General features: G+C 43.0%; 23 protein-coding genes. 3 read left to right on the plus strand and 20 right to left on the minus strand.

Annotated features, from left to right (window positions below):
* Nucleotides 1–3: 3 nt before the first annotated feature.
* The 20 genes from glmS to rpmH form a co-directional block, all read right to left on the minus strand.
* A complete protein-coding gene (gene glmS, locus EDC63_RS15940; protein ID WP_124946828.1) occupies nucleotides 4–1,836 on the minus strand; it encodes a glutamine--fructose-6-phosphate transaminase (isomerizing) in 1,833 nt (610 codons plus the stop codon).
* On the minus strand, nucleotides 1,836–3,212 hold the full coding sequence (gene glmU / locus EDC63_RS15945; RefSeq protein WP_124946827.1) for a bifunctional UDP-N-acetylglucosamine diphosphorylase/glucosamine-1-phosphate N-acetyltransferase GlmU: 1,377 nt from the start codon (nucleotides 3,210–3,212) through the stop codon (nucleotides 1,836–1,838). Before glmU ends, glmS begins: the two co-directional genes overlap by 1 nt.
* Nucleotides 3,213–3,395: 183 nt before the next feature.
* Nucleotides 3,396–3,821 carry a F0F1 ATP synthase subunit epsilon gene (locus tag EDC63_RS15950; protein ID WP_124946826.1) on the minus strand — a complete coding sequence of 142 codons (426 nt, stop codon included), beginning with the start codon at nucleotides 3,819–3,821 and terminating at the stop codon, nucleotides 3,396–3,398.
* A gap of 17 nt (nucleotides 3,822–3,838) precedes the next feature.
* Nucleotides 3,839–5,218: a F0F1 ATP synthase subunit beta gene (gene atpD, locus EDC63_RS15955; protein WP_124946825.1), complete on the minus strand. Its 1,380-nt coding sequence runs from the start codon at nucleotides 5,216–5,218 to the stop codon at nucleotides 3,839–3,841.
* Between the two features lie 42 nt (nucleotides 5,219–5,260).
* On the minus strand, nucleotides 5,261–6,124 hold the full coding sequence (atpG, locus tag EDC63_RS15960; RefSeq protein WP_124946824.1) for a F0F1 ATP synthase subunit gamma: 864 nt from the start codon (nucleotides 6,122–6,124) through the stop codon (nucleotides 5,261–5,263).
* A gap of 67 nt (nucleotides 6,125–6,191) precedes the next feature.
* Entirely contained in the window at nucleotides 6,192–7,733 is a 1,542-nt protein-coding gene (atpA, locus tag EDC63_RS15965) for a F0F1 ATP synthase subunit alpha (protein ID WP_124946823.1), read from the minus strand.
* Nucleotides 7,734–7,741: 8 nt separating this feature from the next.
* The gene (locus tag EDC63_RS15970) at nucleotides 7,742–8,278 is read right to left on the minus strand and encodes a F0F1 ATP synthase subunit delta (protein ID WP_124946822.1); all 537 of its coding nucleotides are present in this window, start codon (nucleotides 8,276–8,278) and stop codon (nucleotides 7,742–7,744) included.
* Between the two features lie 7 nt (nucleotides 8,279–8,285).
* The gene (locus EDC63_RS15975) at nucleotides 8,286–8,756 is read right to left on the minus strand and encodes a F0F1 ATP synthase subunit B (RefSeq protein ID WP_124946821.1); all 471 of its coding nucleotides are present in this window, start codon (nucleotides 8,754–8,756) and stop codon (nucleotides 8,286–8,288) included.
* A 37-nt stretch (nucleotides 8,757–8,793) separates the two neighbouring features.
* A complete protein-coding gene (gene atpE / locus EDC63_RS15980) occupies nucleotides 8,794–9,030 on the minus strand; it encodes a F0F1 ATP synthase subunit C (protein ID WP_124946820.1) in 237 nt (78 codons plus the stop codon).
* Nucleotides 9,031–9,069: 39 nt separating this feature from the next.
* Entirely contained in the window at nucleotides 9,070–9,897 is an 828-nt protein-coding gene (atpB, locus tag EDC63_RS15985) for a F0F1 ATP synthase subunit A (RefSeq protein ID WP_124946819.1), read from the minus strand.
* A gap of 2 nt (nucleotides 9,898–9,899) precedes the next feature.
* A complete protein-coding gene (locus tag EDC63_RS15990) occupies nucleotides 9,900–10,271 on the minus strand; it encodes an ATP synthase subunit I (RefSeq protein ID WP_124946818.1) in 372 nt (123 codons plus the stop codon).
* A 170-nt stretch (nucleotides 10,272–10,441) separates the two neighbouring features.
* Nucleotides 10,442–11,278: a ParB/RepB/Spo0J family partition protein gene (locus EDC63_RS15995; protein WP_124946817.1), complete on the minus strand. Its 837-nt coding sequence runs from the start codon at nucleotides 11,276–11,278 to the stop codon at nucleotides 10,442–10,444.
* Nucleotides 11,279–11,315: 37 nt separating this feature from the next.
* A complete protein-coding gene (locus tag EDC63_RS16000; protein WP_124946816.1) occupies nucleotides 11,316–12,086 on the minus strand; it encodes a ParA family protein in 771 nt (256 codons plus the stop codon).
* Nucleotides 12,087–12,710 (minus strand): 16S rRNA (guanine(527)-N(7))-methyltransferase RsmG, encoded by a 624-nt coding sequence (rsmG, locus tag EDC63_RS16005; RefSeq protein WP_124946815.1) that lies wholly within the window; start codon nucleotides 12,708–12,710, stop codon nucleotides 12,087–12,089.
* Complete coding sequence (mnmG, locus tag EDC63_RS16010; RefSeq protein ID WP_124946848.1) at nucleotides 12,707–14,605, minus strand: tRNA uridine-5-carboxymethylaminomethyl(34) synthesis enzyme MnmG; 1,899 nt, start codon at nucleotides 14,603–14,605, stop codon at nucleotides 12,707–12,709. Before mnmG ends, rsmG begins: the two co-directional genes overlap by 4 nt.
* A gap of 226 nt (nucleotides 14,606–14,831) precedes the next feature.
* A complete protein-coding gene (gene mnmE / locus EDC63_RS16015; protein ID WP_124946814.1) occupies nucleotides 14,832–16,172 on the minus strand; it encodes a tRNA uridine-5-carboxymethylaminomethyl(34) synthesis GTPase MnmE in 1,341 nt (446 codons plus the stop codon).
* Nucleotides 16,159–17,805, minus strand: a complete 1,647-nt coding sequence (gene yidC / locus EDC63_RS16020; protein ID WP_124946813.1) for a membrane protein insertase YidC — start codon at nucleotides 17,803–17,805, stop codon at nucleotides 16,159–16,161. Before yidC ends, mnmE begins: the two co-directional genes overlap by 14 nt.
* Before the next feature lie 17 nt (nucleotides 17,806–17,822).
* Nucleotides 17,823–18,032 (minus strand): membrane protein insertion efficiency factor YidD, encoded by a 210-nt coding sequence (gene yidD, locus EDC63_RS16025; protein ID WP_124946812.1) that lies wholly within the window; start codon nucleotides 18,030–18,032, stop codon nucleotides 17,823–17,825.
* Entirely contained in the window at nucleotides 18,008–18,376 is a 369-nt protein-coding gene (gene rnpA / locus EDC63_RS16030) for a ribonuclease P protein component (protein ID WP_317615917.1), read from the minus strand. The genes yidD and rnpA overlap by 25 nt, the downstream gene beginning before the upstream one ends.
* Before the next feature lie 13 nt (nucleotides 18,377–18,389).
* Complete coding sequence (gene rpmH, locus EDC63_RS16035; RefSeq protein WP_124946811.1) at nucleotides 18,390–18,524, minus strand: 50S ribosomal protein L34; 135 nt, start codon at nucleotides 18,522–18,524, stop codon at nucleotides 18,390–18,392.
* 189 nt (nucleotides 18,525–18,713) lie between these two features.
* On the opposite strand from rpmH, the gene dnaA reads away from it, so the two are divergent.
* The 3 genes from dnaA to gyrB all read left to right on the plus strand — a co-directional run bounded on the left by dnaA (nucleotide 18,714) and on the right by gyrB (nucleotide 23,800).
* Nucleotides 18,714–20,051, plus strand: coding sequence for a chromosomal replication initiator protein DnaA (gene dnaA / locus EDC63_RS16040; protein WP_124946810.1), 1,338 nt, complete (start codon nucleotides 18,714–18,716; stop codon nucleotides 20,049–20,051).
* Between the two features lie 188 nt (nucleotides 20,052–20,239).
* Entirely contained in the window at nucleotides 20,240–21,346 is a 1,107-nt protein-coding gene (dnaN, locus tag EDC63_RS16045) for a DNA polymerase III subunit beta (protein ID WP_124946809.1), read from the plus strand.
* 36 nt (nucleotides 21,347–21,382) lie between these two features.
* On the plus strand, nucleotides 21,383–23,800 hold the full coding sequence (gene gyrB, locus EDC63_RS16050) for a DNA topoisomerase (ATP-hydrolyzing) subunit B (RefSeq protein ID WP_124946808.1): 2,418 nt from the start codon (nucleotides 21,383–21,385) through the stop codon (nucleotides 23,798–23,800).
* Nucleotides 23,801–23,940 lie beyond the last annotated feature (140 nt).

Raw genomic sequence — 23,940 nt, forward strand, 5'->3', positions numbered from 1 at the left:
GGATTATTCCACTGTGACTGACTTTGCCAGATTTCGCGGTTTATCAACGTCCGTACCCTTTTGTAACGCTGCATGATATGACAGCAATTGCAACGGAATGGTGTGCAGTATCGGGCTCAAATATCCCCCAAGCCCGGGTAACCGAATAACCTGCACACCTGGTTCGCTGCTAATGTGAGCATCCTGATCCGCAAACACATAAAGCTCTCCACCCCGGGCCCGCACTTCTTGCAAATTGGATTTCAGTTTTTCAATAAGAGTATCATTTGGTGCGATCGCGATAACCGGCATCTCTTTATCCACTAAAGCCAACGGACCGTGCTTAAGTTCACCAGCAGGGTAAGCCTCTGCATGAATGTATGAAATTTCCTTCAGTTTCAAAGCGCCTTCCATTGCAATCGGATAATGCTGCCCTCGGCCCAGAAATAAAGCATGCTGCTTATTGGCAAATGATTCCGCCCACTTTATGACTTCCGGTTCAAGTTTCAGAATCTGTTGAATTTTATTAGGCAATTCCCTCAAGGCCTGCATATGCAGCAATTCTTGCTCACGGCTGACCTTATTACGCAGTTTGCCCAAAGTGATTGCTAGTAAAAATAACGCAACCAGTTGTGTCGTAAATGCCTTGGTTGAGGCCACGCCAATTTCAGGACCGGCGCGTGTTAAGAAGCTCAATTCTGATTGACGGATCAATGCACTTTCTGGCACGTTGCAGATCGTTAAACTATGGGCATGCCCCAGCATTTTTGCATGCTCTAAAGCCGCCAGCGTATCCGCTGTTTCACCCGACTGAGAAATTGTCACGATAAGCGCTTTGGGATTCGGCACACTATCCCTGTAGCGATACTCACTGGCCACTTCTGCGCTGCATGGAATCCCTGCAATACTTTCAATCCAGTACCGCGCCACCATGGCAGCATGAAAACTTGTGCCACAAGCTATGATGTACACGCTTTCAATACCAGAAAGTATGCTTTCAGCTTGCACACCAAAAATGTTCGCCTGCAGGCTATCCTGGGCCAGTACATTTTCCAGGGTGTCGGCTAGAGCTCTTGGCTGCTCATGAATTTCTTTTTGCATGAAATGGCGATAATTACCCAACTCTGCCATTTCAGCAGACAACTCGCTGATATGCACCGGCCGTTCTACCTGCTGACCATGACTATTAAAAATACGAATCGAAATCAGGCCAATATCTGCCACATCCCCTTCTTCCAGATAAATCATTTTTTGTGTCACTGGGAGTAATGCTGATGCATCTGATGCAATAAAGTTTTCCTCAATACCCAAACCCAAAAGTAGCGGGCTCCCTTTCCTTGCACAGATCATTCGATTGGGCGTGTCTTCACTGATCACGCCTATCGCATAGGCCCCCTTCAATTCCAGAACTGCTTTTTGCGTTGCTGAAAGCAAATCCTTATCGTTATGCTGGAAATGAAAGTGGATTAGGTGAACAATCACTTCGGTATCTGTTTCCGATGTAAATTCGTAACCTAGTCCCTCTAGTCGCTTCCTCAGTTCTTCATGGTTTTCAATGATTCCGTTATGTACCACCGCCAAAGACTCTCTGCTCACATGCGGGTGCGCATTGTTAACGGTCGGTGCGCCGTGTGTTGCCCAACGGGTATGCGCAATACCTAAATGCCCGTGTGTGTTCAGTCGCTTTACTTCGCTTTCGAGCTCAACCACACGCCCTGTACTTCGGGCGCGTTGCAGCCCATTGTTGACCACCGACAATCCGGCTGAGTCATATCCCCGATATTCAAGCCGTCGTAAACCTTCAAGCAAAATTGGGACCACATTTCGTTGTGCTACCGCACCGACAATTCCACACATTACTGTTTCGCCTTTTTAACTGGTCGTTTCCACCCGGTTACTGTCACTTGTTTTGATCTCGACAAGCTGAGTTCCCCTTCCGGTGTATCTCTCGTTATTGTAGATCCTGCACCAATGGTCGCACCTTTTGACACCGTAACTGGGGCAACTAATTGAGTATCCGAGCCAATAAACACATCATCTTCAATAATTGTTCTGTGTTTATTTGCGCCATCATAATTACAGGTAATCGTGCCCGCGCCTACATTGACTCTTTTTCCTACAGTGCTATCACCGACGTAACTTAGATGATTGATTTTACTTCCTGAATCCACCTGACTATTTTTTATCTCGACAAAGTTTCCAACATGCACATCTTCCTTAAGCTGTGTCCCGGGGCGAATACGCGAAAATGGGCCGATTTTATTATTTAACCCTGTCTCGCATTGGTCCAGAATAGTGAATGGTTCTAAACGTGTACCCGCTGCAACCGTTGAATTACGTATTACACAGTGAGCGCCCACCACCACTCCGTCACCTAACTGAACTTTACCTTCAAAAATACAGTTAACATCAATAAGGACTTCTTTTCCACATACTAAATCTCCCCTTACATCTATACGCGCCGGATCCATCAGGGTTACGCCTTGCGCTAGCAACGTATGGGCAATTTGCGTTTGATAAAGCCTTTCTACCTGAGCCAGTTGCACCTTGCTATTGATCCCCAGTATTTCCCACTCATGGTCTGGATGGCTAGTTACTACTTCAACATTATCATTTACGGCCATCTCTATGATGTCCGTCAGATAGTATTCTTTTTGCGCATTATTGTTACTCAGGTTTTTTAACCAATTTAGAAGGTGTTTCGTCGGAATTGCCATTATCCCGGTGTTAATTTCACATATAGACCGTTCCTGCTCATTGGCATCTTTATGTTCTACAATCCTTAAAACACCACCGTTCTTATTGCGTACAATTCGGCCATAACCATCCGCATTAGCTAATTCAATGGTCAACAGCCCAAGCCTGTTTTCACCCGCAATGGCAACCAACGTTTTCAGCGTATTTACTTGTGTTAACGGAACATCACCGTAAAGCACAAGCGTAATCCCTTCTGAATCCAATGCAGAGACTGTTTGCATCAGTGCGTGTCCAGTACCCAATTGTTCTGATTGTTGCACCCAAATATAATCGGGGTTATTGATTGCTTCAGGTACGGCATTTCCACCATAACCATATACCACGATTGTTTTATGTGGATTAAGTAAGCCAGAACTATCCAGTGTGTGTTGCAAAAGCGGTTTCCCCGCCAGCTTATGTAACACTTTCGGTTGCTCAGAGTACATTCTGGTACCCTTGCCAGCCCCTAATATGACAACGTTTAATGGTAAACTCATTTAAAATTTTCTTTGATGATATGAACTATTTATTATTTTGATGCAGAGACCTATTTTATCTCGGCATCTCCCTTTATGTCAGCGTATCATATTTTGCTTATTTATTTCATCTTCAGAAAACAAAAAAGGCAGCCTAAGGCTGCCTTTTTCGATTCACACTAACTTACCAGTACTTCCTGTAAATTAATGGCCTCTTTTGCGAATTTGCTCTATCGCACGAAGTTGGGCCATTGCTTCTGCCAACTCTGATTGTGCTTTTGCATAATCCATTTCTGCTGAACGATTCTTCATTGCCTCTTCAGCCGTTCTTTTTGCTTCTAGCGCCTTAGACTCATCCAAATCCTTTCCGCGAATTGCTGTATCGGAAAGAATGGTAACGACATTAGGCTGTACCTCAACGATACCACCAGAAACATAAAACAAAACCTCCTCGGCTTCATCCGGAATCTTGATACGAACAGACCCCGGCTTAACACGTGAAAGCATTGGAGCATGACGTGGATAAATACCAACTTCACCCATTTCTGCCGGAACTGAAACATATTCAGCAACACCGGAAAAAATGGATTCTTCAGCACTTACTACATCTACGTGAATTGTCATCGCCATAGTTGAACCTTACTCACTTATTGAATGGTTTTGGCTTTTTCTACTGCTTCTTCGATAGAACCAACCATGTAGAAAGCCTGCTCTGGCAGATGGTCATACTCTCCATTCACTATACCCTTAAATCCTGCAATGGTATCTTTAAGAGACACGTACTTGCCCGGGCTACCGGTAAACACTTCCGCAACAAAGAACGGCTGGGAAAGAAAACGCTGAATTTTACGAGCGCGTGCAACAGCAAGCTTATCTTCAGGTGCCAACTCATCCATACCCAGAATAGCAATAATGTCGCGCAATTCTTTATAACGCTGTAGTGTTGACTGAACCGCACGAGCAACTGAGTAATGCTCTTCACCTACTACTAAAGGATCTAACTGACGTGAAGTAGAATCAAGTGGGTCAACCGCCGGGTAAATACCCAACTCAGCAACCTGACGTGAAAGTACAACAGTCGCGTCCAAGTGAGCGAACGTTGTTGCAGGAGATGGATCAGTCAAGTCATCCGCAGGTACATAAACTGCTTGAATCGAAGTAATCGAACCCTTCTTGGTAGAAGTAATACGTTCTTGCAAACGGCCCATTTCTTCAGCTAGAGTTGGCTGATATCCCACAGCAGAAGGCATACGACCTAACAGTGCTGATACTTCCGTTCCTGCCAAGGTGTAACGGTAAATGTTATCAATAAACAACAACACGTCACGGCCTTCATCACGGAAAAACTCAGCCATGGTCAAACCTGTCAAAGCAACGCGTAAACGGTTACCTGGTGGCTCATTCATTTGTCCGTATACCAGCGCAACCTTATCAAGAACGCCGCCTTCTTTCATCTCGTGGTAGAAATCGTTGCCTTCACGGGTACGTTCGCCCACCCCAGCAAACACAGAGTAACCACTATGCTCAGCTGCGATGTTACGGATCAATTCCATCATGTTAACGGTTTTACCTACACCCGCACCACCGAACAATCCAACTTTACCACCCTTTGCAAACGGACAAACCAGATCAATAACTTTAATACCGGTTTCAAGTAATTCATTTGATGCAGATAACTCATCAAAAGCGGGTGCCTTACGATGGATAGCCCAGCTTTCATCGTGACCAATTTCACCTTGTTCGTCGATTGGATTACCTAGCACATCCATAATACGACCGAGTGTTTTAGGTCCAACTGGAACAGATATTGGAGCACCAGTACCATCTACCAGCATTCCACGACGTAAACCGTCTGTTGTACCCATAGCGATTGAACGAATAACACCATCACCCAGTTGCTGCTGTACTTCAAGGGTCAAATTCTGGTCATTCATTTTCAATGCATCATAGACCTTTGGCATACCTTCTCGGGGGAACTGCACGTCTACCACCGGCCCAATAATCTGTACGATTTTTCCTTGGCTCATCATTAATCCTTAATACAATTTTAGAATTCTGCTAATCAGCGCTTAAACAGCAGCTGCACCGGCTACGATCTCAGACAACTCTTTGGTAATGGCTGCTTGGCGAGTCTTGTTGTAAATCAACTTCAACTCATCAATCACATTTCCAGCATTATCTGAAGCTGCTTTCATTGCTACCATACGTGCGCTTTGTTCTGAGGCCATATTTTCAGAAACAGCCTGGAATATCAGCGCTTCAACGTAACGGATCAAAACTGAATCGACAACACTTTTCGCATCAGGCTCGTATATATAATCCCAATGTCCTTCCGCCGCGCCCATTTTCTCACCCGATAAAGGAAGAATTTGCTCAAAAACCGGTTCTTGTTTCATGGTATTGATAAAACGCGTATAGCAAATGTGAAGTGAATCAATTTTGCCTTCCACATAGGCATCGAGCATTACTTTAACCGGTCCGATCAATTTTTCCATATGAGGTGTATCGCCCAGTCCAGTCAATTGAGATGATACTGAGGCTCCAAGTCGCTGCATAAAACCAACGCCTTTGTTACCAATCGCGCAAACATCCACTTCTACATTATTACTATCCCAATCTTTCATTTTGGAAAGTACATTGCGAAGTACGTTCGTGTTTAGTCCGCCGCATAATCCTTTGTCAGAGGTGATAACAATCACACCCGCACGTTTAAGCAGTTTGCGTTCAACCAGAAATGGATGTTTATATTCTGGATGTCCTTGGCTCATATGGGCAGCAACATTGCGAATCTTTTCTGCATAGGGTCTAGCCGCACGCATCCGTTCTTGCGCTTTACGCATTTTAGATGCAGCAACCATTTCCATTGCGCGTGTAATTTTTTGGGTATTTTGGACGCTTTTTATTTTCGTCCGAATTTCCTTACCGCCAGCCATCGTATTGTTCCCTCAATAAGGGGGGAAGATCAGCATTACACCAATCCCCCCTCTTCAGCGTCTTTAATTAATAAACTGCAGTCGCTTTGAACTCTTCAATAGCTGCACCAAGAACCTTCTCGGAATCTCCATCAAGTTCATTACTGGACTCAATTTTATCCATCAGCGCGCTATGTTTGCCCTTCATGAACGATTGAAGTGCAGATTCAAATGCCAGAACCTTGGTCACATTGACATCATCCATATAGCCTTTGCTCACAGCAAATAACGTCACAGCCATTTCAGAGATATTCATCGGCGAGTACTGAGCCTGCTTCATCAATTCTGTAACCAGCTTACCGCGTTCAAGCTGCTTGCGTGTTGCCTCGTCAAGGTCAGAAGCAAACTGAGCAAATGCTGCCAATTCACGATACTGGGCCAAAGCCAGACGAATACCACCACCAAGCTTTTTAATAACTTTGGTTTGTGCAGCGCCACCTACTCGGGATACTGATAAACCGGCGTTAATAGCGGGACGAATACCGGAGTTAAACAAGTCAGTCTCCAGGAAGATCTGGCCGTCAGTAATCGAAATCACGTTGGTTGGAACGAAAGCAGAAACGTCACCAGCCTGGGTTTCAATAATTGGCAAAGCAGTCAGAGAACCTGTTTTACCCTTAACATCACCTTTTGTCGCTTTTTCTACGTAATCAGCATTGACACGCGCGGCTCTTTCCAACAAACGTGAATGCAAATAGAACACGTCACCTGGATAAGCTTCGCGACCTGGGGGACGGCGTAGCAATAAAGAAATTTGACGATAAGCCCATGCTTGCTTGGTCAAGTCATCATATACAATCAAGGCGTCTTCACCGCGGTCGCGGAAATACTCGCCCATCGCGCAACCAGAGTAAGGTGCAATATATTGCATAGCAGCTGAATCAGAAGCACTTGCGGCAACAATGATGGTATGTCCCAAAGCACCGTGCTCTTCAAGTTTCCGCACTACGTTGGCAATAGAAGAAGCCTTCTGACCAATCGCAACATAAATACAGATTACGCCAGTGCCTTTTTGATTGATAATTGTATCAATTGCTACGGCTGTTTTGCCCGTTTGGCGATCACCAATAATCAACTCACGCTGACCGCGGCCAATAGGCACCATCGCATCAACCGATTTCAATCCGGTCTGCATCGGTTGAGTCACTGACTGGCGCTCAATAACGCCCGGTGCAATTTTCTCGATTGGTGAAGTCACCTTCGCATTAACAGGGCCTTTGCCGTCAATAGGCTGGCCAAGTGAATTCACTACCCGACCAATCAACTCTGGTCCTACAGGTACTTCCAAAATCCTGCCTGTACACTTTACAGTATCGCCTTCCGTAATGTGCTCATATTCACCAAGCACCACGGAACCGACTGAGTCGCGCTCCAGATTCAGAGCCAAGCCAAAGGTATTGCCTGGAAATTCCAGCATCTCACCTTGCATAACATCGCTCAAACCATGTACACGCACAATACCGTCTGTTACAGAAACTACGGTTCCTTGCGTCCGGACTTCTGCAGCGGTGGCAAGGTTTTCAATTTTGCTTTTAATCAGTTCACTGATTTCTGATGGGTTTAACTGCATGATTTCTCCTAACGTTTGAGCGTGTACGCCATCGTTTGTAATTTACCGCGAATCGAGGTATCGAAGACTTCGTCTCCTACTTCTACTTTTACACCACCGATTAACTCGGGTTCAACGATAACGCTTGCTTCAATCTTGCGTCCGAAACGAACTTCCAGAACTTTCACTAATTCGCTGAGCTGAGCATTATCCATTGCAAAGGCACTGGTAATCTTTGCTTCAACAACACCCTCTTGTTCTGACTTAAGCGTTTCGTAAGCATTCGCTATTTCTTGCAGTAATGACAGGCGGTCGTTTTGCACCAGCAACTTCACCAGATTCAGCCCCTGCTCATCCAATTGTTTTTCACAAAGGGATGTAAACAGGGCCTCTAGTTGTTGGCTCGTTATTTTCGGATTGCCAATCAGTACTTGCATTTGTCTATCGGCAGCCACCATAGATACAAACTGCAGCATGCCGGACCACTTTTCTAGTGCATTTTCCTGTTTTGCCAGGCGATATACAGCCTCGGCATAAGGTCTTGCTATTGTGACGTTTTCTGCCATGGCGGGCCTATAATTCGCTCTTTAAGGAGGTTAGCAACTCAGCATGCGCCTTTGCATCAACTTCCCGACGCAGAATTTTTTCTGCACCTGCAATTGCCAAATCGGCCACTTGCTGCCTTAATACTTCCTTGGCACGGAAAACTTCTTGATCAATCTCGGCTTTAGCACCCACTAACAAACGGTCACCCTCTTGTTTCGCGGTGTTTTTTGCTTCATCTATGATCTGTGCTGAACGCTTTTCAGCTTGCGCAATAATTTCAGATGCGCTTTGCTTAGCTTCATGTATAACTTGAGTTGAATGCCTAGCTGCGAGCTCCAGTTCATGCTTACCGCGTTCGCTTGCTGCCAGTCCATCTGCTATTTGCTTTTTACGAGTTTCCAGCGCGAGCATAATGGGTGGCCATACAAACTTCATGCAGAACCAGACGAACATGATAAACATGATCGCTTGCCCGAGAAGGGTTGCATTTATATTCATGCGCGAACCTTTCCTGAGTTAAATTCCATTGGTTAAATTACTTGCCAACCACTGCGAACAGAATGTACATAGAGATACCAACAGCAATCATTGGCACCGCGTCAACCAGACCCATTACTACGAAGAACTGGGTACGAAGCATAGGGATCAATTCAGGCTGACGTGAAGCACCTTCCAGAAAACGACCACCCAAAATACCAATACCGATAGCAGCGCCCAAAGCACCCAAACCCATCATGATCGCGCCAGCGATATAAAGTAACGATGTTTCCATTTGTTTCTCCTGTTTAAGTTACGATAGTTAAGTTAAAAATTAATGATGTTCCTGATGGGCCATATCCAGATACACAATAGTCAGCGTCATAAAGATAAAGGCTTGCAAGGTAATAATCAGAATATGGAAAATTGCCCATGGCAACGACAGCGACCACTGAACCCAGAAGGGCAGCAACGCAATCAAAATAAAGATCATTTCGCCAGCATACATGTTGCCAAATAAACGCAATGCCAGGGAAACAGGCTTGGCGATCAGATTTACGCCCTCAAGAAAAATATTTGCCGGCAGACCCCATTTACCAAATGGCTGCAGCGTCAGCTCACCTATGAAACCGCCCGCCCCTTTAATTTTCACACTGTAAAAAATCACCAGCAAAAACACGGCTATAGACATACCAAATGTGGCATTTGGGTCTGTACTTGGCACTACTTTGAAGAATGGTAACCCAGCCTCATGTGCAATCAGCGGAATAAAGTCGATTGGCAGCAAATCCATCAAGTTCATCAGAAAGATCCAGATGAATATGGTTAATGCCAGCGGCGCTACCAGATCATTTTTCCCGCCACTAAACGAACCCCGAACGCTGGTATCAATAAATTCAACAATCCATTCAACAAAATTCTGCAAACCGAAGGGCACACCAGCTGCGGCACGTTGCGCAACTTTATTGAACAGGTATAAAAACACAACACCAAGCAACAGCGACATGCCGAGCGTATCCAAATTAATTGCCCAGAAACCCATTTCTTTAGCTTGTTCTGCTGTATGTGCAATGCCCAAAGAACCATCAGGCAATTTGCCATAAGTTAAATTCTGTAAATGATGCTTGATATATTCAGCTGAGGTGAGTGCTTCGCTCGACATTTTTAATTACTCTTTATTCCATGCATTATTTGAGAAACGATCAAGGTTAATTGCCCCAAAGCAAACCCGACCAAAACCGCTATGGGGTTCAATCCTAACGACCCCATCCCTGACGCAAGTAGCAGGGCTACAAAAATAAATCGCTCCAAACTGGAGCGGTAAAACAGGTGCAAATTCTTTTGCACTTCTAGCAGATTTCTTTTTTCGGCCTGATTCATTCGCCAAACAAGAATCACTACATTCGCCATTGCTACCAACGATCCGAACAGAATGGCTATCGCCGTCATCCGATTCCAGGTTACATAGCCAACCATAAACAGGATTGACGTAACAACAATTTGGGCTCTTACCAGCCAATTAGTGATGAATGGCATTACGCCGAGCACAGCAAATCATTAAATTATAATATATAATTTTTACGAGTGTCAATAACTACGTGTGTTTTAACGTTAAGCCTTAATATTATATCAAATAATTAATAATCCAATTAATTATTTTAATGAAGGCAATTGATGGATATTCCTGTCTTGATTGCAGGCTATTTTCAGAAGCGGTTGATAATACTATCCAGCTGATCAAAGTTACTGTATTCGATAATCATTTTCCCCGCCCCTTTTTTTCCAGACTTGAACACTACTTTTGTGCCCAATTTATCGGATAAGTCTTCCTGCAATCTCATCACATCCCGGTCTGGTTTTGGCTGGACCTTTTCTTTCGGGTTCTGAAGGCGCTGTACCAATCGTTCGGTTTCCCTTACTGATAGCTGCTTTGTTGCAACTTCGTGTGCGACTTCTGATTGTTTTACGTGTGATAATGCCAGCAATGCCCTGCCATGCCCCATGTCAATCCTGTTTTGCATTAACAACTCCTGCGCAGGGCTGGACAGATTGAGTAGTCGCAGCAAGTTAGTGACTGCACTTCGCGACCGGCCTACCGCTTCGGACGCGGCCTGATGCGTCATTTGAAACTCGTCAATCAGACGTTGGATCCCTGCCGCCTCTTCGAGTGGGTTCAGATTTTCCCGCTGTATGTTTTCTATTAAGGACATGGCCAGCGCGGCTTCATCAGCCACTTCGCGTACCAGCACGGTTACTTCCGCTAGACCAGCCAGCTTGGCCGCCCTCCAACGCCGCTCACCCGCAATGATTTCGTAATTGCCTTGCGCCAAGCGCCTGACCAGTATGGGCTGCATTATGCCCTGCGCTTTAATTGATTCAGATAGCTGCGCCAGGGACTCTTGATCCATATGGGTTCGTGGTTGATATTTTCCGGGTTGAAGCTGTGACAAACTTAATGTTTTTAACGCATCCTTTTCTTCTGCGTCTTCATTATTACCCAACAGAGCATCTAGCCCACGCCCTAAACCTTTTAACTTAGCCATTTTTTACCTATTTATTTTCGTATACCATTTTATACAATCACGCTGTCACTTTATGGCGCAACATTTCACCTGCAAGAGCCAGATACGCCTGCGCCCCTTTGGATGATTTGTCGTGATACAAAACTGGGATGCCATAACTGGGGGCTTCTGCTAACCGGATATTACGTGGAATGACTGTACGATAAACCTTGTCTCCGAAATGCTGTTTGAGTTGTTCGGAAACTTGTTGCGCCAGCATATTTCTTGGATCAAACATGGTGCGCAGTAAACCTTCAATTTCCAAACCGGGATTTAAGTGAGCACGCACTTTCTTGATTGTCTGCACCAAATCACTTAATCCTTCTAACGCATAGTATTCACACTGCATTGGAATCATGACTGCATCAGCCGCACAAAGCCCATTAATGGTTAATAAATTAAGTGCTGGTGGACAATCTATCAAGATATAATCATATGACTGTGCAAATTGTGTCAGCGCACTTTTAAGACGGGTTTCACGGTGCGGTTGATCGACAAGTTCCACCTCTGCGCCCGCCAAATCCCGATTGGCCGGGATTAAATCAAATTTTCCTCTGGGCGAAGTCACTGTGATCTCTGCTACACTGGCTTGCTCTAGCAATAAATGGTAAACCGTTTTTTTAAGCGCATGCTTATCTATACCACAACCCATTGTGGCATTACCTTGCGGATCCAGATCAATCAGCAGCACTTTTCGCTTGGCCGCGGCAAGACTTGCTGCCAAATTAACGGTTGTCGTCGTTTTCCCTACACCGCCTTTCTGGTTGGTTATTGCTAATATTTTAGTCATTTAATTTGCCTTAATTACAACCAAATGTCGTTGTGCATCTAAACCCGGTACAGAAAGAGGAAACGTATCCAGTACTTTCGCTTCGGGGGGTAACTGAGCCATCTCCTCAAAAGGATACAGCCCCTTCATTGCCAGGAAAACACCATTCGCATCTACCAAATGCTGAGTAAGTTTATAAAATTCGCCCATGTCCGAGAATGCTCTCGAAATCACCATATCGAATTTCTTTGTTGAGTGCCAGTTTTCTACCCTTTCACACACTACGCTTACATTACCCAGCCCTAATTCAATACTGGCTTGCTGTGCGAAAGTTGTTTTTTTATGGTTGCTATCCAGCACTACAACCTCTAACTCTGGCATGACAATCGCTAGGGGAATGCCTGGCAATCCCGCACCGCTGCCAACATCCAATAACCGCTTTCCATTGATGTATGGGATTACGGACAGAGAATCCAATAAATGATGAGAAACCATCTTCTCAGGTTCACGGATTGCCGTCAGGTTATAAACCTTGTTCCACTTTAGCAATAATCCGAGATAACTAAGCAATTTTTCCTGGATATCTGAGCTTAATGTTATGTCCATTTCCCTTAGCCCTTCGGCCAATTTTGCTTCAAGTGTCATGCGCTTATCTTTTTGCTGAAGTTTGGATGATTTCGTTTCAGATGAACCAGCAGAACAGAAATTGATGCTGGTGTTACACCAGAAATGCGAGTCGCTTGACCGAGTGTTTCCGGTTTGTGTAGATTCAGTTTTTGCTGAACCTCAATAGACAGACCCCTGACTTCTTTATATTCAATATTTTCAGGAATCAGCATGGAATCATAATGTTTATGCCGCTCGATTTCATCTTGCTGCCTTTCAATATAACCTTGATATTTTGTCTGAATTTCCACCTGCTCTGCAACAGAAACATCCGAGACAGACTCTCCCGCTCCGGGCAAGGTCATCAATAACGGATAATTCACCTGCGGACGACGTAACAAATCATATAAGGAGTATTCGTGTTCAATTGGCTTACCTAACACTCTGATAGCATCTGTTTCTGGCAATATTTTAGGATTAACCCAAGAGGATTTAAGGCGTTCCAGTTCTCTGGCAATGGCTTCGCGTTTTTTATCAAACTGTGCCCATCGCTCATCATCTACAACACCTAATTCCCTGCCCATTTCTGTCAACCGCAAATCGGCATTGTCTTCGCGTAACATCAGCCGATATTCAGCCCTGCTGGTAAACATGCGATAAGGTTCGGTTACACCGCGGGTGATCAAATCATCGACCAGCACTCCAAGATAGGCCTGATCCCGCGCCGGGCACCACGTTGATTTTTCCTGTGCATAAAGTCCGGCATTTATCCCCGCCAAAACACCCTGAGCAGCCGCTTCTTCATAACCAGTGGTACCATTAATCTGACCTGCAAAAAACAACCCGTGAATTGCCTTGGTTTCGAGTGAGCTTTTTAATCCTCTGGGATCAAAATAATCATACTCAATGGCATAACCAGGCCGCGTGATGTGCGCATTCTCAAATCCGGCTATTGACCTGACCAACGCTAATTGCACATCAAATGGCAGGCTGGTTGAAATCCCGTTAGGATAAATTTCATTGGTGGTCAGCCCCTCAGGCTCTACAAAAATCTGGTGGGAGTCTTTCGTTGCAAACCGCACAACTTTATCTTCAATTGACGGGCAATAGCGCGGCCCCACACCTTCAATCACGCCTGTATACAAAGGCGAGCGGTCAAGCCCCCCATGTATGATTTCATGGGTTCGCACATTTGTATGCGTTATCCAGCAGGGCAACTGGCGTGGATGTTGCGCAATCTTGCCCATATAAGAAAACACGGGCTCCGGATCATCCCCCGGCTGCTCGGTCATAACTGAATAATCGAGTGAACGACCATCTATCCGCGGTGGCGTACCTGTTTTCAATCTCCCCACCGGTAACTGCAATTCACGCAGACGGTGAGCCAGACTGACTGCCGGGGGGTCACCTGCCCGCCCGGCCTGGTAATTACTTTGCCCAACATGAATCAGCCCCGCGAGAAAAGTTCCTGCGGTCAGCACTACTGTTTTGGAAGTAAACTTTAAACCAAGTTGCGTCTGTACGCCGACTACATGATCCCCAGCAAGCAACAGATCATCTACTGCCTGCTGAAACAACCACAGGTTCGGCTGATTTTCCAGCCGGTGGCGTATGGCCTGTTTATACAAAATTCGATCAGCTTGAGCGCGCGTTGCCCTGACAGCCGGGCCTTTGCTGGAATTAAGAATACGAAATTGTATTCCACCCTCATCTGTAGCGATCGCCATCGCACCACCTAAAGCATCAACCTCCTTGACCAAATGTCCTTTGCCAATGCCCCCTATAGAGGGATTGCAGGACATTTGCCCCAAGGTTTCTATGTTGTGTGTGAGCAACAGCGTTTTTTGCCCCATGCGCGCACTGGCAAGAGCAGCTTCGGTACCGGCATGGCCGCCGCCAATAACAATTACATCAAAAGTAGTTGGGTAATGCATTTGCTGGGTCATTTTAAACTGATTGAAGGCGCCTATTATATACGGCGATTTTGTAAAATCGAAATTTGTCTAATTTTATTGTTTCACGTGAAACAATAAAATGAATTTACTGGCAACTATGGATTGGATCAAACAAATACGTGATCTGGCTACAGCCAACACTGAAGCGCATAGTATGTGCCTAAGTGGGCGAAGGTGCTGTGAAAAGGAACGACGCGATTACGCGTTATTTACCAATACAGAATCGGGAAAAAATTTCACCCAGAAGGTCATCAGCAGAAAATTCACCGGTAATACTATTGAGGGATGCCTGAGCCAACCGAAGTTCCTCAGCCAATAATTCCAATTGATGCCAGCAATTATCCGCATGTTCAACGTGTTGCATCGCTGTATGCAAAGCAACCAAATGCCTTTCCCTTGCCATAAATACACCTTCACCAGAAGGCTGCCAACCAGCAGTTTGTAATAAAAAATCATGCAGAAGTGAAACGCCCTCACCTGTTTTTGCGGAAAGGAATATATCCGTGGTTTGTTCTTCACTTTCGGCTGAAGCTACACGTTGCTGCAAATCAATCTTATTAAAAACTCTTACAACCGGCAAAGATGCCGGTAGTTTATCCAAGATTTTTTGATCAGACTCAGCCAATCCTTGCGCTGCATCAATCACTAAAATGGCCAAATTAGCCTGGTTAATTGAATGCCAGGTTCGTTCGATACCAATAAGTTCAACCTGATCCTGAGTTTCTCTTAAACCGGCCGTATCGATGATATGAATAGGTACGCCTTCAATTTTAATCTGTTGCCGGATAGCATCGCGGGTTGTGCCCGCTATCGAAGTTACGATAGCAACCTCTTCACCGGCAAGTTGATTAAGCAAACTGGATTTACCCACGTTGGGTTGACCAATTAACACAACTTGCAAACCTTCTCTTAGGATGCTTCCCTGTCTTGCGGTTTTGAGTACATCACTGATGTTATTTTTGATCGAATTCAACTTTTCACCAGCGCCCGCAGCTTCCAGAAAATCAATATCTTCTTCCGGGAAGTCGAGGGTAGCCTCTACCAGCATACGTAAATTAATAAATGCCTCTACAAGCTCATAAATTAGCCGAGAAAACTCCCCCTTTAATGAACGCATCGCTGAACGTGCGGCTTCTGCTGATGCAGCGTCAATTAAATCAACAACACTTTCAGCCTGAGCTAAATCAATTTTGTCATTAAGATAAGCTCGTTGCGTGAATTCACCCGGCTCAGCTATGCGTGCTCCCAGCTTCAAGCAGCGACTCAAAACAAGTTGCAAAACAGCTGGGCCGCCATGGCCCTGCAATTCAAGCACATCTTCGCCTGTAAATGAATTTGGGCCAGGGAAAAACAACGCGATTCCCTGATCAAGGGGTTCGACACACTCATCAAGGAAAAAACTAAGGGTCGCACTTCTGGGTTCAGGTACTTTTCCCAGAATATGAAGTGCTATGGAGGAAACCGATTTACCAGACACCCGAACGACGCCAATACCGCCACGTCCGGGTGCTGTTGCAACAGCCGCTATGGTGTCAGCGTTTAACATGCCCCGCTTTCATCGACTCAATAGCGCGGGTAATCTGCCACTGTTGTGCAATAGAAAGCACGTTATTCACAACCCAGTACAATACGAGACCGGCGGGGAAAAAGAAGAAAAAGATACTAAACGCGATCGGCATAAACATCATGACCTTTGCTTGGATCGGATCAGGTGGTGTGGGGTTCAGCCTGGTTTGAATAATCATGGTAATACCCATGATTATTGGCAAAATATAATAAGGATCAGGTATTGATAAATCGTGGATCCACAACATAAATGGCGCCTGACGCATCTCTACGGTTGCAAGCAAAACCCAGTAAAGTGAGATAAATACGGGAATTTGAACGACAACCGGTAAACAGCCTCCAAGTGGATTAATTTTTTCTGTTTTGTACAAATCCATCATGGCCTGATGCAGTCTTTGCCTGTCATCTCCAAACTGCTCCTTGAGCTTTGCAAGTTTTGGACCAAGTACCCGCATTTGGGCCATCGAGCGATAACTCTTAGCTGACAGTGGATAAAACGCGAGTTTTATCAAAACTGTTAATAAAATAATGGCTACGCCCCAATTATTCACAAGCTTGTAAATTGAAGACAATACCCAAAATAGGGGTGCTGCGATTATCGTCAGCATACCGTAATCAACGCTCAAATTCAGTCCTGGCGCAATTTTTTTCAGATTATCTTGTTCTTGGGGACCCGCATACAGTTCAACTTTTACAGATTTTGTTTGCCCAGGCTCAATTTCTCCGACTGGCAAAATAACGCCGGCTGAAAATAAGTCTGGGCCTACTTCCTTCGTATAAAACTCACGTTGAACATTGCCAGCGGGCAACCAGGCACTCAAAAAGTAATGCTGTAGCATGGCAATCCAGCCATCCTGTTTTTTACCTGGCAATTCCTCTTTACTTTTCGTAATGTCAGAAAAACTGATTTTATGAAACTTGCCAGCTTCCGTATAAATTGCGGCGCCTGTGTATGTCTGAATAAATTTGGGATCATCTGCTGGTGGTCTGCCATTACGCAGCATCTGAAAATAGGCATCCGGTTTGATCGCTGTTGCACTCGTGTTATTGATTTCATACGAGACATCAATTAGATAACTATCATTGTGAAATGTATATATCTTTGTAACTGTTACGCCATTATCTTCCCACGTCAAACGGACATCCAATTTGTCTTTGCCAGGCAACATTTTATAATCGGTTGCTTCTGATTTGAACAAGGATTTATGGGAAGGTAAGCCCGCATTGAGTAATCCTGATTGCGCTACATAAAGATCAGTAGGCTTATCATCAAATAATACGAAATTTTTGGATTTGTCGTGTGTCTCACTATGTTTGGTAAAATCAAGCCTTCTTAAATCACCTCCCATTGTATCTATCTGTGCATTTACCAGATTAGTATGCACATTTATACGCTGCCCGGAAGTTAATGAGCCTGCACTGACAACCTGTTGGGTAGCCGGTAAAGCAGATAAATTCTGTTTTGTTGACGGTAGTTGATCCGAAGCCGGTTTAACCTGACTCGTAACTACTTCAGGTTGCGGTTTTGGCTGGTGTTCTTTTTGCCATCCATCCCATAACAATAGAATAGAAAATGAAAATGCAATGAACAGGATAAGTCTTTGAGTATCCATAATTTTTATTTATTTAATCAAGGGAGTGGGTCATAACCGCCATGGTGCCAAGGGTGGCAACGTGATATACGCTTTGTTCCTAAGAACAGCCCTTTAAAAAAACCATACTTGTTCAGCGCCTGGCAAGCGTATTCAGAACAAGTCGGGGTGTACCTGCAGCTATTTCCTATAAAAGGACTTAAGAGAATCTGATAGCCTTTTATTAAATAGATGATGAAACGTGACATTTTTTCAATCCGCCAAGAAGTTTTAAAAGTTCCTGATGTATTTCCGTATGTGAAGACCGATCAAAAAGCTTTTTCGTCCGCACCACTACATCCAAACTACCAAATTGCTGCTGATTCAGACGAAAAAATTCACGTATAGTTCGTTTAATATAATTACGATCCACAGCCCTTTTGGAAATCTTACGGCTAACAATCAGTCCCAGTCTGGGATAGGCTAGTTGATTTGGTCTAGCAAATACTTGAAAAAAATGATTTCCAACCGAGCACCTGAAATTAAAAACGGATGAAAACTCATCCGTTTTATGTAATCGTTTGCAACTCGGCAAGCCATAATTAGCTTTCAAAGCTATTAACTTCCTACACGGCTAGACGTGCGCGACCTTTTGCTCTACGAGCTCTAATAACGCCACGGCCACCAGGTGTTTTCATTCTGACACGAAACCCATGCGTGCGTTTACGACGGGTAACTGAGGGTTGATAAGTACGTTTCATTTCATCCTCGCAAGATTTTTCTGCAATAAAACTTACAATTACACACCCTATATACCCTATATGTCAAGTTTAAATAAATATTACCCCTGTGGATAAGTTCCAGTAAAATAGACCAAAACATAAGCCACATGATTGAAGTTACAGTGTGCACTTACTAGATTACGTAATTCAATTCAAATCAAAGACTTTATGGAAAATTTCTGGCTTATTTGCCTAAGCCAATTTGAGAAAGAACTGCCTTCTCAACAATTCAATACCTGGATCAAGCCGCTTAAATTTGAAGCTGGTGTGGATACTATTCGCCTGCTTGCGCCAAATCGATTTGTTTCTCAGTGGGTGAAGGATAAGTTTTTATCACGATTTAAAGAAATTGCAGAAGCGCATTTTTCTAAACCGGTTACTATTGAACTTGTTTTATTTAATAACGGTTTGGATACAAATCAAAGCACGCTAAAACAATCTGTACCAGCACCAAAGCTAATCAATACAAATCAAGCAAAACCCGATAATTCAAGATTAAATCCTACCTTTACATTCGATACCTTTGTCACTGGTAAAGCTAACCAGTTAGCTAGGGCAGCTGCCCTACAGGTAGCAGAAAATGTGGGTGTAGCCTATAATCCCTTGTTTGTTTATGGTGGCGTAGGTCTAGGTAAAACACATTTGATTCAAGCTATTGGCAATTATGTTAAAGAACAAAACAAAAATGCCAAAATCAGCTATATCCATGCTGAGCGCTATGTGTCTGACGTTGTTAGGGCTTATCAACATAAGGCATTTGATGAATTCAAACGCCATTATCACTCACTGGATTTACTGTTAATTGATGATATCCAGTTTTTTGGTGGGAAAAATCGCACACAGGAAGAATTCTTCTACGCTTTTAATGCATTAATTGAAGCTAAAAAGCAGATTATTATTACTTGCGATTCTTATCCAAAAGAAATTGCAGGTGTTGAAGACAGGCTTATCTCTCGCTTTGGTTGGGGATTAACGGTTGCAATAGAACCACCTGAATTAGAAATGCGGGTTGCCATTCTTCTAAAAAAGGCTGCTGCTGAGAATATTAAACTGGACGAAAATGTTGCTTTTTTTATTGCAAAGCAAATTAGATCCAATGTTAGAGAATTAGAAGGTGCAATGAAACGTGTATTAGCTTATTCGCGATTTAATGGATTAGCTATTTCATTAGATCTTGCTAAAGAAGCACTTAAAGATTTACTAGCCGTTCAAAATAGATTGATATCAATCGAGAATATACAAAAGACTGTTGCTGATTACTACAAAATGAAAGTAGCAGAAATGTATTCTAAAAAACGAACCAGAACAGTTGTTCGCCCTCGTCAAATTGCGATGGCTTTAGCAAAAGAACTGACACAACACAGCTTACCAGATATTGGTGAAGCTTTTGGTGGACGAGATCATACAACTGTTTTACATGCGTGCCGTAAAATTGCAGAATTGAGACAGACAGAGCAAGATATAAACAAAGATTTCTCTGTATTAATGCAAGTATTAACCAGTTAAAAAGGTGTTTATAAAATGTGGATAAGTATAAGTAAAAATTAATTCAAAAATTTACTCACATTTTATCCACAGACTATAAAAGAATCATACAAAACTTATAAGTTAAGTTAACTATTTGTAAGTAAACTTGAATATCAGGTTATCCTGAAAAATTAAGCTGCTTTAATTACTATTCTTAGAGTATATATATGTTATTAATTCAAACTGAACGTGACTTCATCCTCAAACCACTTCAAGCAGTAACTGGCATTGTTGAGAGAAGACATACCTTACCGATACTTTCAAATGTTCTGATTCAACGAACAAAAAATAGTCTCTCATTTATGGCAACTGATCTGGAAATTCAGATCACGACTATTACACCATGTGAAGATGAACAAGAAGATTTTGCTATCACTGTATCTGCTAAAAAATTACAGGATATTTGTCGAGCTTTGCCTGATACCATGCCTATAAAACTAGAAGGTCTCGATGGCCGTGTTCAAGTGAAAGCAGGTAAAAGTAAATTTAGTTTACAAACATTACCCTCTGAAGATTTTCCGGTACTGGCAGACTTAACAGACACCAAAGGTAGTATTGATATTGGCCAAAAAACATTTAAGCAATTATTAAGCTTGGTACAATATGCAATGGCTCAACAAGATATTCGATATTATTTAAATGGTTTATTACTTGTTGTTGAGGAAAATAGTTTAACTGTTGTCGCTACAGATGGTCATCGGTTAAGTTTAGCCTCAATGCCACTTCAACAAACACACGAAAAACAAGAAGTGATATTGCCTAGAAAAACCATTATTGAATTAAGTAAACTTTTGAATGATACCGATGAAAATCTTTCAATAGAACTTGGACAAAATCAGGCTAAATTTACATTTTCCAATATCGTACTAATTTCGAAGATTGTTGACGGTAAATTTCCTGATTACAATCGTGTTATTCCTGCTTCTACAGAAAAGAAAATCAGCTTGCCCAGATTACAGCTTCTACAAGCTTTGCAGCGGGTTTCTATCCTATCTAACGAAAAATTCCGTGGTGTACGTATTGTTTTAACCAAAGATACCCTCAGTATTTTCTGTAATAACAATGAGCAAGAAGAAGCTCAAGAAGAATTGGAAGTTCAATACAATGGTGATCCATTGGACATTGGATTTAATGTAACTTATTTGATGGATGTATTAAATAATCTGGATTGTGCTCAAATTGAGTGTGGATTTGGCGATGCAAATAGCAGCGCTTTATTTACTATCCCTGAAAATACAAATTTCAAATATGTCGTAATGCCAATGCGCATTTAAGATTAAATTGTTTCACGTGAAACCAAGAGAATACTAATGAGTGACAAAGAAAATTTACCATCGTCTGATGAACCACTTTATGACTCAAGCAGCATTAAAGTACTAAAAGGTTTAGAAGCAGTTCGTAAACGTCCTGGTATGTATATTGGCGATACCAGTGATGGTACCGGTTTACATCACATGGTCTTTGAAGTAGTAGACAATGCAATTGACGAAGCATTAGCAGGCCATTGTGATGAAATAAAAATTGTCATTCATACAGATAATTCTATTAGCGTCGTTGATAATGGTCGTGGTATTCCTACCGATATTCATCCTGAAGAAGGTCGTTCTGCAGCTGAAGTCATAATGACGGTGCTACATGCAGGGGGAAAGTTTGATAGTAATTCTTATAAAATTTCCGGTGGATTGCATGGTGTAGGTGTTTCAGTTGTTAACGCGTTATCGGAATGGTTAAAGCTGACTGTTAGACGTGATGGAAAAGTTCATCAAATGGAGTTTCGTCTTGGTGAACCTGTTGAACCTCTGAAAGAAACAGGTACTACAGAAAGACGTGGTTCTGAAATACATTTTATGCCAAGCAAGGAAACATTTGGTCTTATTGAATTTCACTATGATATTTTGGCTAAACGGTTACGTGAGCTCTCTTTTTTAAATAATGGCGTTAAGATTGAACTTGTAGATCAAAGAAATAATAAAGAAGAAAATTTTGCTTTTAGTGGCGGAATTAGAAGCTTTGTTGAGTACATGAATAAAAATAAATCTGTCTTGCATCCCCATATTTTTCATGCCATGGGTGAAAAAGATGGGATGTCAGTTGAAGTAGCAATGCAATGGAATGATTCTTATCAAGAATCTGTATTATGTTTTACAAATAATATTCCGCAACGTGATGGTGGTGCACATCTAACCGCTTTACGTGCTTCCATGACAAGAACGCTGAATCAGTATATTGAAACAAATGAATTAGCAAAAAAAGCCAAGGTTGATACTGGTGGCGATGATATGCGAGAAGGACTGACCGCCATCCTTTCAGTTAAAATTCCGGATCCTAAATTTTCATCCCAAACAAAAGATAAACTGGTTTCAGCTGAAATCAGACCACTGGCTGAAGAAGTAATCGGCCAGGGGTTATCAGAGTTTTTATTGGAAAATCCGGTTGATGCCAAAATTATTATTGGAAAAATAATTGAAGCAGCTCGAGCACGGGAAGCTGCACGTAAGGCACGAGAAATGACACGCCGTAAAGGTGTGCTGGACGGCATGGGATTACCTGGAAAATTAGCAGACTGCCAGGAAAAAGATCCTGCTATGTCAGAAATTTATCTGGTAGAGGGTGATTCTGCGGGTGGTTCTGCAAAGCAAGGCAGAGACAGAAAATTCCAGGCAATTTTACCGTTAAAGGGAAAAATTCTGAACGTAGAAAAAGCGCGTTTTGATAAACTCGTTTCTTCTCAGGAAATTGTGACACTTATTACTGCGCTTGGAACCGGGATAGGAAAAGACGAATACAATATCGATAAATTGCGTTACCACCGTATTATTATCATGACTGACGCTGACGTGGACGGTTCTCATATCCGAACTTTATTGTTAACGTTCTTCTACCGTCAGATGCCAGAATTGGTTGAACGCGGTCATATTTACATCGCACAGCCCCCTTTATACAAAGTTAAACACGGTAAAGATGAACGTTATATAAAAGACGATCACGAATTGAAACAGTATTTACTGCAGGAAGCCTTACGCAATGCTGAACTTGTAACACAACAAGATGCAACACCTCTAAGCAGGGAAGCAATTGAAAGTCTGGCAAAAGATTATTTATTGGCTGAGGCAGTGATAGACCGCTTGAACAATTTTGTCGATCCGGAAGTACTGCATGCGATGCTTCAAGGCGTCAATTTGAACCTTTCTTCTGCCGAACAAGCTGCGCTAAGCGCTGAAGAATTGGAAAAACTGGTAGCAGGTAAAGGCATTCGCATTCGTTCGAAATATGAAGAAGAAGAAGAAAGTTATCATCTGCTGGTTGAAAAAATGCACCATGGCAATCTTCAGATTAGTCATATTGATGGCGCTTTTCTTGAAAGTGGTGATTATGCACAAATTAAAAAAACTGCCGAAGTGCTGCAAGGTTTACTGGGTGCCGGCGCCTATGTAAAACGAGGAGAACGCGTTATGCCGATTACAGAATTTAGCGAGGCATTAACCTGGTTGCTCGCTGAAGTTCGTAATGGCTTAAATATTCAACGTTATAAAGGGCTAGGCGAAATGAACCCTTCTCAATTATGGGAAACAACAATGGATCCTACCGTTCGGAGATTGTTACGTGTACAAATTGAAGACGCCATCTCAACAGATGAAAGTTTTGTCACTTTGATGGGAGATCAAGTAGAACCTAGACGTGCATTTATTGAAAGCAATGCATTGGGTGTGCGAAATCTGGATGTATAAGGTTGTAGGTTCTCAGAATAAGTGAAAATTTTCTCACTAAATGAAAACGCGGATTCAAGTTTGAAGTGCAAGGCCTGTTGATTCGAAGAATACCTGATTGGGCGTTTGATATCCAAGTCGTTTTCTGGGGCGATTGTTCA

This window comes from Sulfurirhabdus autotrophica (assembly GCF_004346685.1).
GTDB lineage: Bacteria > Pseudomonadota > Gammaproteobacteria > Burkholderiales > SMCO01 > Sulfurirhabdus > Sulfurirhabdus autotrophica.